Source organism: Synechococcus sp. R5-15, from assembly GCF_047462035.1.
GTDB lineage: Bacteria > Cyanobacteriota > Cyanobacteriia > Thermostichales > Thermostichaceae > Thermostichus.
Genome location: NZ_JANSIK010000125.1, coordinates 1 through 7,656, shown reverse-complemented (window position 1 = coordinate 7,656; position 7,656 = coordinate 1). Strand labels below are relative to the sequence as shown.

Annotated in this window: 10 protein-coding genes; 7 read left to right on the top strand and 3 right to left on the bottom strand. The window is 56.3% G+C overall.

Going from position 1 to position 7,656, the window contains the following annotated elements; all coding sequences use genetic code 11:
- Positions 1-154 precede the first annotated feature (154 nt).
- Entirely contained in the window at positions 155-823 is a 669-nt protein-coding gene (locus NW839_RS10920; RefSeq protein WP_414352014.1) for a PHP domain-containing protein, read from the top strand.
- A 29-nt stretch (positions 824-852) separates the two neighbouring features.
- On the opposite strand, the gene NW839_RS10915 is transcribed toward NW839_RS10920, so the two are convergent.
- The gene (locus NW839_RS10915; protein ID WP_011433404.1) at positions 853-1,902 is read right to left on the bottom strand and encodes a potassium channel family protein; all 1,050 of its coding nucleotides are present in this window, start codon (positions 1,900-1,902) and stop codon (positions 853-855) included.
- An 88-nt stretch (positions 1,903-1,990) separates the two neighbouring features.
- Here NW839_RS10915 and NW839_RS10910 point away from each other — a divergent pair, with 88 nt between their 5' ends.
- The gene (locus NW839_RS10910; RefSeq protein WP_414352013.1) at positions 1,991-2,203 is read left to right on the top strand and encodes a DUF2997 domain-containing protein; all 213 of its coding nucleotides are present in this window, start codon (positions 1,991-1,993) and stop codon (positions 2,201-2,203) included.
- Between the two features lie 36 nt (positions 2,204-2,239).
- Here the strand turns inward: NW839_RS10910 and NW839_RS10905 are convergent, their stop codons facing one another.
- Complete coding sequence (locus NW839_RS10905; RefSeq protein WP_011433402.1) at positions 2,240-2,470, bottom strand: hypothetical protein; 231 nt, start codon at positions 2,468-2,470, stop codon at positions 2,240-2,242.
- 184 nt (positions 2,471-2,654) lie between these two features.
- Positions 2,655-3,065 (bottom strand): plastocyanin, encoded by a 411-nt coding sequence (gene petE, locus NW839_RS10900; RefSeq protein ID WP_011433401.1) that lies wholly within the window; start codon positions 3,063-3,065, stop codon positions 2,655-2,657.
- 1,603 nt (positions 3,066-4,668) lie between these two features.
- Between petE and NW839_RS10895 the strand changes: the two genes are divergently transcribed.
- The 5 genes from NW839_RS10895 to NW839_RS10875 all read left to right on the top strand — a co-directional run.
- Positions 4,669-5,073, top strand: coding sequence for a hypothetical protein (locus tag NW839_RS10895; protein WP_414352012.1), 405 nt, complete (start codon positions 4,669-4,671; stop codon positions 5,071-5,073).
- A gap of 130 nt (positions 5,074-5,203) precedes the next feature.
- Entirely contained in the window at positions 5,204-5,422 is a 219-nt protein-coding gene (gene ndhO, locus NW839_RS10890) for an NAD(P)H-quinone oxidoreductase subunit O (protein ID WP_414352011.1), read from the top strand.
- Between the two features lie 57 nt (positions 5,423-5,479).
- Positions 5,480-6,307, top strand: coding sequence for a cell division protein FtsQ/DivIB (locus tag NW839_RS10885; RefSeq protein ID WP_414352010.1), 828 nt, complete (start codon positions 5,480-5,482; stop codon positions 6,305-6,307).
- Between the two features lie 7 nt (positions 6,308-6,314).
- Complete coding sequence (locus NW839_RS10880) at positions 6,315-7,040, top strand: energy-coupling factor ABC transporter ATP-binding protein (protein WP_414343792.1); 726 nt, start codon at positions 6,315-6,317, stop codon at positions 7,038-7,040.
- Between the two features lie 510 nt (positions 7,041-7,550).
- On the top strand, positions 7,551-7,656 hold a 106-nt coding region (locus NW839_RS10875), incomplete at its 3' end, for a BMC domain-containing protein (protein ID WP_414343793.1).

Genomic DNA, 7,656 nt, shown 5'->3' with positions numbered 1-7,656 from the left:
GGCTTGCCAACTGCAGGGCTACCGAAAGCCCGCCCTGTACTGCGAAGCAGTCAGGGTCGGGTAGTTTACTAGTCTTTGACCCATAGCACTGACCCTTGCCCCTGGCTACAATGGGGGGACATGCTTAATAAAACTTCAGAACCCAAGGGTGGCTATGGTTGTCAGCTTGGAACGGGATCCCTGCGTGGTGCCTTCTGCTGGGGAGTTGCGGCAGGTGCTACAGGGGGTTGGCCCTCGTTCTTGTCCCTTGCAGTACAACTTTCACCTACACACTCGTTGTTCGGATGGGCAGATGGATCCCGTGGATCTGGCGGAGCAGGCGCGCCGGCACGGCCTCAAGGGCCTAGCCATCACCGATCACCACACCCTGAAGGGCTACGAGCGAGCCCGCGCCCACCTGGATCGTCCCGACGACCCCATCCTGTGGCCGGGGATCGAGATCACAGCCAACCTGTTGGGCTGTGAAGTGCATATTCTCGGCTACGGCTTCGATCCCACCGATGGTGTCCTGGATCCCTTTGCCCAAGGGGAGCAGGTTCCCGGCTTGCCCGCCGCCGACGCGATCCAGGCCATTCAAGCGGCAGGAGGCTTGGCGGTGTTGGCCCATCCCTTTCGCTATTGCCTGCCTGCAGAGGAAATTGTCCCAGCCGCAGCGGAGTTGGGAATAGATGGCCTTGAGGTCTACTACGCCTACAAAAACCCGGAGATTTGGATCCCTAGCCCGGAAGTGACGGAGAAAGCGGAAGAGTTGGCCGAGGCCTACGGACTTTTGAAAACCTGCGGCACCGACTCTCACGGCCCCAGTATCCTGAGGCGGATTTGAGCCAGGCTACCCAGGTGGAGAACGGGCTGCTACGGGCGTGGATAGAGCAACTGTCCAAGCCGACGCAACTGCTCTGCGGTGCCCATGCACAACAGCAGATCCCCCGGCTGCAACAGGGTTTCTCCGCTGGGGCCACCGATCAACTGGCCATCCGCCCGTCGAATCGCCACCACTAAAGCTCCGGATCGGTTGCGCAAATCGGCTTTCCGTAGGGTTTGCCCGACATAAGGACATTCTTGGGCTGCCAGCTCGTACTCCTCCAGGTAGAAAGTGCGATCCCGACCGGCAAGGATGCCATCCACAAAGTCCACAACCCGAGGACGCAGGGCAGCCGCCGCCATGCGTTTTCCGCCCGTGATGTAAGGAGAAATGGCATGGGCAACGCCCGCCCGCTGCAGTTTTTGCAAAGCCTCCTCCGTATTGGCGCGGGCAATGGTGCGAATGCGGGGGTTCAAGGTGCGGGCCGACAAGACCACGTAGAGGTTCTCGGCATCGGAAGACAGGGCGGCAATCAGCCCCTCCGCCTGTTGCACCCGCGCTTCGAGCAAAGTGGCATCTAGAGTACTATCCCCCTGGAGAGCCACATATCCCAGCTCTTGAGCCACCTGAATCGCCTCAGCAGACTGATCGATCACCAAAAATGGCACCCCTTCTGCTCGAAACTCTTGGGCCACCTGCCGGCCAATGCGCCCGAAACCGCAAATGATGTAGTGGTTGTTCAGCGCTTCCATCTGTTTCTTCCATTTCCGTTGCCGGATCCCTTCCTGAAAATGTCCCTGGATGAGGGCCTCTGTAAAGCGATTCACCATGAAGCCGATGCTCAAGACCCCCATCAGGATCAAGGCCACCGTAAATAAACGCCCCCGCTCCCCCAGCGGCCCCACCTCCATGAAGCCCACGGTGGTTAGGGTGATAACGGTCATGTAAAAAGCTTCCACCCAAGGCCACTGCTCCACCCCGTGGTACCAGAGGGTGCCGATCAGCACCACACACACCAATGCCCCCACACCCAAGCCGAGGTCTCGCCGGATCCCGGGATCCCTTTTGGCAGCCTGGAAGGGGGGACGAGCAGAAGCCATAGAGCCCAGCCAGATCTAGCCCAGGAAAAGGAAGCAAGAACTAGAATGGGGAAGAACCTGTTGTTGATCGGTAACCAGTGGAGTGCGGATGCCTGAGTACATCAAGGTGGAATATCGGATCGGCAAAGATGGACGGGTCGCCGAGACCGTACTGAATGGTTCTGGCTCCAGTTGTACCCTAGCTACCGCCGGCTTGGAATCAGCTCTTGGAACTGTGCAGAACCGGGAGCTCTTGCCGGAGTTTCACCAACTGACTGAAATTGAGAGGGAGTCTGAGGTCTCCTTGAAGCAAACCTGCTGACCCCATATCCATTTGCTCAGGGTTCTCACCGTCTCCTCATTTTTTCTTTTTGCTTCCCTTCCCGGCCGTATTGCCGGCCCGTGCCGCTCCAACCGCAGCCTGAAACAGCCAAACAGCCAATGGAGCAGCGACAACCAAGATGATGCTGGTGGGGCCGACGCCAAAATCCGGCTCGCCAGAAGCCAACTCGAAAATTGAGCCAACAGCAGCAATGGCGCTGAGGCAGGAAACGGCCAAGAGCAGGTAACCTTTAACGCTGGTGGTCATAGAGAACCCGTTTGTGGACTAAACTTGTGCGGCTCGAAGACAAGCCGGTTAGATGCGTATTCATTCGCTAAAAAGCCCTCCCACTCCTGAGAGGGCTAACTTTTATGCTAAAGGCAGGGATCCCTGTCCAGCAAGGCAAAACCAAAAGTGGGATCCCTAGAAGTTCAGCACTTGGGGTGTGGATTTAGCCGTTCACGATGATCTTGCCGACCATTCCGGCCCCACGGTGGGGCGTGCAGTAGTAGGTGTACTCACCTGGAGGAACATCAACAAAAGCCGACTCCACCACCTGCTTAGGAGCAGTGAGCAGTGCCTTGTGGGAGAGCTTGGCGGCCAGAGCCGCATCTCCACCGGGCACCTTGTCGAAGACAACATTGTGTGGGTAGACCTTGTTGTTCACCCACTGGACGGTATCCCCTTGATTGATGGTGAGAGAAGGCGGATCGTAGACCAACTGGGCTTTGTCGGATCCCATTTTGACAATGTAGGTCTCGGCAGCAGCAGGGTTGGACAAGAACGCCACAGCCAACCCCCCAACCACAAGGCTGAGCAGGATGAGCTGCAAACGCTTCACCAGGTTAAAAACTAGAGACATGGATTCCTCTCAAAACGCAACAGCAGCTATCCCGGACTTTGCGGCTCGGTTGTTCCCTTGTATGCAGTGAAGAGAACCCAGCCAGGCGGAGGGACAGCAGGGACACTTGGATTCCTAATGTTCATTATAAGGGGGCTCATCCCAAAATAGAGCATGCCCACCCATGGAGCGGCAACATCCATTCTTTACAGAAGACCACAGCAGACAGAACCTGTCAAACAGCAGAACTCTCTCGCGGGTCTATAGCAACACTTTTGCTAGGCAACCCGATGCGGCTGGATCCCCAACCACTTGGGGTAGAGCATCTTGGCAGTTGGCGAGCGTGCGCAGGGAACCGAGAGCCAGTTTTCCGGGTCGTCCTCATCTCTACCCAAAAGTGCTTCGCAAAGTTTCGCAAAGTAGAGATTCTTTTTCCGTGGGATCCCTTAAAGTCCAAGAGTGTCTTGCCTAACAAATCCGTAGGGTTGTCGATGCACAAGAAGGGCAAATCATCCTAATCTCAAAGAGCAGGTTCTTGGATGCTGCTGGTCGGTATTCCTTTGAGATTCCTCAATAACATCACCTGAAAGTCAGTTGGTTGTTCAGCCCTCACCAAAATAGGGAGTCTGTTAAGATGAGCGTACAGCGTTCACCCGTAGTTGGTCCAAGCAAGAGTCGGCTTGCAACAAGTTTAGAATCGACGGATCAGCGGCTTAACATTCAAATCTTGGCCCGGTGTATTGGCACTGCCTTGAACCTGGGCGCTCCTCTCAGGGTTGAAGTGCACTACACCTCACAAGCTCGGTAGCAAGGTTTTCTTGGCAGGCCGCTCTAGGGGCACAGCTGCTACTATGGTTTGTGCTTGCCTGGGGCTAGAGTGATTTTTGGGCTTCTTATTTCGTTGTATGTCCGTATAGTCACTGCTGGCTGGAACAGCACACCTGAGGTCTCTCTAGAAGAGAGGAGCTGGGCATAAGCCGACGATTTTAGTCTGGCTGGATTGAGACAACTCTATTCACTACATCATCACATAGTCATTTCAAGTTAGATTAAGACACTTTACTAATTGCTACGCAGTGCCGTCCAAACGCTCTGCGCCGCTTCCGCAACCACCCCCAACCCCTCTCCCATAGGGAGAGAGGAGCTAGGAAGCAACACAGACGGAAAAGTCTCCTTCCTGCTTAAAGTGTGCTTAAAGTGATTGTATTTAGCAATGCGCAATGCAGCTTCTGTGGGGCAGGGATCCCGTTCGTCCAAAGCCTTAGGGCTGAAAAACCTGCAGGTCATATTAAACTGCGTGCGGAGTCTACAGAGCTAGTTCTGAACAATCCCCTGGATGATGGCTTCCGTAAGGCGGTCTAATCCTCCCAGGTCAGCTCTCTCGTTTTGGGAAAAGGGGTGAGGACAGTCGCCCAGCAGGCCGGAGAGCAGGGGAACTCAAACTGGTCAGAGCAGCCACAAGCACTTGGCCCAGAAACCCTTCTGCCCCGGAGGGCAGGGTGCTCTAAGTTGGCTTAACATTATTTCATGACCGGGCCTGGCCCTCACCTTGCCAAGGGCGGGTGGCCAATATCAGTGCCTAGGGATCCGGCTCAACTTCCTTCCCATTGCAGGCAAAACGACCATGGTAGGCATCTTCAAGCGCTTTTTCGGCTCGCGCGGCAAAGCTGCGGCCACGTCCTCACCGGAAACTGTTGCTAAGCCAACCCCAAAGAAAGCGAAAAACGACAATACTTTTTTTCTCGACCCAGATGAAGCCAAAACCCTTGGCAACATTGAGTACATGCGCACCCCCAGGATCGTGAAGCACACCTTCCAGGATTTCGGCAGTAAGGAGAAGGTGGAGGTGGTGGAGCAGGTCTCTTCCCTCGGTAAAGTTAAGTTGTCCGCAGAGGCAGCCAAAACTCCTGAAACTGCTGCTGAGCAGGGATCCTCCGCTTCAAGCAGCAGCGGAGTAAGCCCACGCCGTCAAGGGGGATCGGACATGGATACCTTCCGCAATATGGCCCGCAGCCTAAAACGCAAATAAGCCAAACTCAGGTTGATCCCTGTCAGAGCCAACCAGAGGCTGGATCCCAGCTTTCTTCTTCACGGCAGCGGCAGGCGTGATACAACTGCTATCGAGCCGACTAATCCGCGACTGAACTTGAGGAGGAGCAATGGCGATTAAGCGAGGCACCCTGGTGCGGGCCATCCGCGAGAAACTGGAGGGTAGCTTAGAAGCGCAGGCAAGCGATCCTTTTATTCCCAACTACGTTTTCGAGACCCCCGGAGAAGTCGTGGATATCAAAGGTGACTACCTGCAGATTAAGTTTGGGGCTGTTCCCACCCCTACGGTTTGGCTGCGGGCGGATCAGGTTCAGGAGATTGCGGGTTGAATAGAAGCATGGAATGTTCCCCATCTGCATACCCCGTGATGGGGTGAAGGGGGATCCATGGCACTCCTGGCTGCTCCCAACCGTGAACAAATCCTGCAGCGTAGGCAGCTTTTGCGTCGGCAACGGCGCAGCCGATTCTGGCAGGGATCCTGGCGCCTGACCGGTTCGATGACCCTCTTGGCGCTGCTGGTGCTGGGCCTACGGCAGCCCCACTGGCAAATTCGTCAGCCAGAACAGATTCAGGTAAAGGGTGCCCACTGGGTCGATCCCGCCTGGATACGGGCACAATTGCCCCTGCAGTATCCCCTCAACATTTGGCAGGTGCAACCGGCTGCTTTGGAAAGGGCTTTGCTGGGATCCCCGACCCGCCCCTCTCCCATCGAAAGCGTCCAGGTGCAGCGGCGGCTGCTGCCGGTGGGTGTCATCGTCCAGGTGCGGGAACGGCAACCTGTGGCGCGCGCGCGATGGGGCAACCAACTGGGCTGGGTGGATGTCCAAGGCAACTGGCTGTCTCCGGATCCCTACCGTTCCCCCGCGTCTTGGCCTGAGCTGGAGCTGCTGGGCTGGGAGAACCACACCCCAGAGCAATGGGCGCTGTTGCTCAGGGCTTTACAGCAGTCTGAAATTCAGATCAGGGCAGTGGATTGGCAATCTGGAGCGGGAATTACCCTGCATACTGAGCTGGGCAACGTCTACCTGGGGCCAATTTCCGACCGCTTGCCCTTGCAAATTCAGACCCTCAACCAAATGCGGGATCTGCGCCGCTACTGCGAGTGTACGCCCGACGACATCGTCCAGATTGACCTCACCAGCCCCAGTGTGCCCACCTTGCAACTTACCCCCACGGCCACCCAGGAGCGCTGGAAAGACGTGCGGATGCCCTAGCTTTGCTATGAACCCGGTGCCGGCGGTGGAGGTGAACCAATTGTGGACAGCTTATCCCGGTCATCCGCCGGTGCTGCAAGGGCTGGATCTACGGGTCGAGGTTGGGCAACATCTGGGGGTGATCGGCCCCAATGGCGCGGGTAAAACTACCCTGTTCCTCACCCTCTGCGGCCTGTTGCCCCCCTGCTCTGGCCAGGTGAGTTTGTTTGGCCAGCCGCTGCGGCCCGGCCAGTTTCGCCCTGAGGTGGGGTTGGTGTTTCAGGATCCCAACGACCAACTGTTTGCCCCATCGGTGGCCGAAGATGTGGCCTTCGGACTGCGCAATTTGGCCCGTCCTGAGGCGGAGATTGCGGCTGCCGTTCAGGCCGCCCTGCAGATGACCGGCACCCTCCATTTGGCCGATCGTCCCCCCCATCACCTCTCTGGTGGGGAAAAGCGCATGGTTGCCATTGCCGGGATCCTGGCGATGCAGCCCCAGTTGGTGCTCTACGATGAGCCGACAGCCAACCTCGATTTGCGAGCCCGGCGCCGGTTGATAGTTTTTTTGCAACAGGCCGCCCACACTTTTCTGCTGGCTTCCCACGATCTGGAGCTGATCCTGGAGGTGTGCGATCAGGTCATCCTGTTGGATCAAGGGCGGATCTGGGCCCAGGGATCCCCAGCCCACCTGATGGGCCGAGCCGACCTCATGGAAGCCCACGGCCTGGAAGTGCCCCCCTCGCTGCGCCGATAACGACAAAAGTTGAAAAGATATCAAGAATTATTTTTAAGCTGACAACATTTTTACCTCTCTTAATAAAAAGCTATCGTGCTAATTAAAAATATTGATTTTCGTCCAGGATTGAGTGGGGATATCATTTTGTTAAGTCGGGGATCCCTTCTCTGAGTCGTCCTAATCGATTTTGTATGATCGATTGTGTACAAGAAAGATGTGGACTTAGCTCAGAGCTGGCAGCTTTGCCCGCCTGAGTGACAGTTGCGCTTAACCCTGATGGCTCCTACAACCTGTTCTGACTTCAGTTGGAGGTCTGTGGCTCAGAGCCTTCTCCCCTCAGAGGGGGGTCTCTGGTGGCTGGGGTAGGTGTCGCCGGGAAAAGCTGTCAATCGAGATTTGGGCAGAGGATCTCTCTGATGAAATCGAAAGGAGATTGCATGAGCGAACCCAACAAGCGAGATCACTTTGCCTTGCTACTGGGTTCGACAGCGTTCAGGAACTGAGTGTGTTCAAAAGTGGAGAGTTGATATGCCTATTGCAGTTGGAATGATCGAAACCCGCGGGTTCCCGGCAGTGGTAGAAGCTGCCGACGCCATGGTCAAGGCAGCCCGCGTTACCCTGGTGGGTTACGAGA

Coding starts and splice junctions, on each gene's coding strand:
- NW839_RS10920 (WP_414352014.1), top strand. CDS start 155: ATGGTTGTCAGCTTGGAACGGGATCCCTGCGTGGTGCCTTCTGCTGGG.
- NW839_RS10915 (WP_011433404.1), bottom strand. CDS start 1,902: ATGGCTTCTGCTCGTCCCCCCTTCCAGGCTGCCAAAAGGGATCCCGGG.
- NW839_RS10910 (WP_414352013.1), top strand. CDS start 1,991: ATGCCTGAGTACATCAAGGTGGAATATCGGATCGGCAAAGATGGACGG.
- NW839_RS10905 (WP_011433402.1), bottom strand. CDS start 2,470: ATGACCACCAGCGTTAAAGGTTACCTGCTCTTGGCCGTTTCCTGCCTC.
- petE (WP_011433401.1), bottom strand. CDS start 3,065: ATGTCTCTAGTTTTTAACCTGGTGAAGCGTTTGCAGCTCATCCTGCTC.
- NW839_RS10895 (WP_414352012.1), top strand. CDS start 4,669: ATGGTAGGCATCTTCAAGCGCTTTTTCGGCTCGCGCGGCAAAGCTGCG.
- ndhO (WP_414352011.1), top strand. CDS start 5,204: ATGGCGATTAAGCGAGGCACCCTGGTGCGGGCCATCCGCGAGAAACTG.
- NW839_RS10885 (WP_414352010.1), top strand. CDS start 5,480: ATGGCACTCCTGGCTGCTCCCAACCGTGAACAAATCCTGCAGCGTAGG.
- NW839_RS10880 (WP_414343792.1), top strand. CDS start 6,315: ATGAACCCGGTGCCGGCGGTGGAGGTGAACCAATTGTGGACAGCTTAT.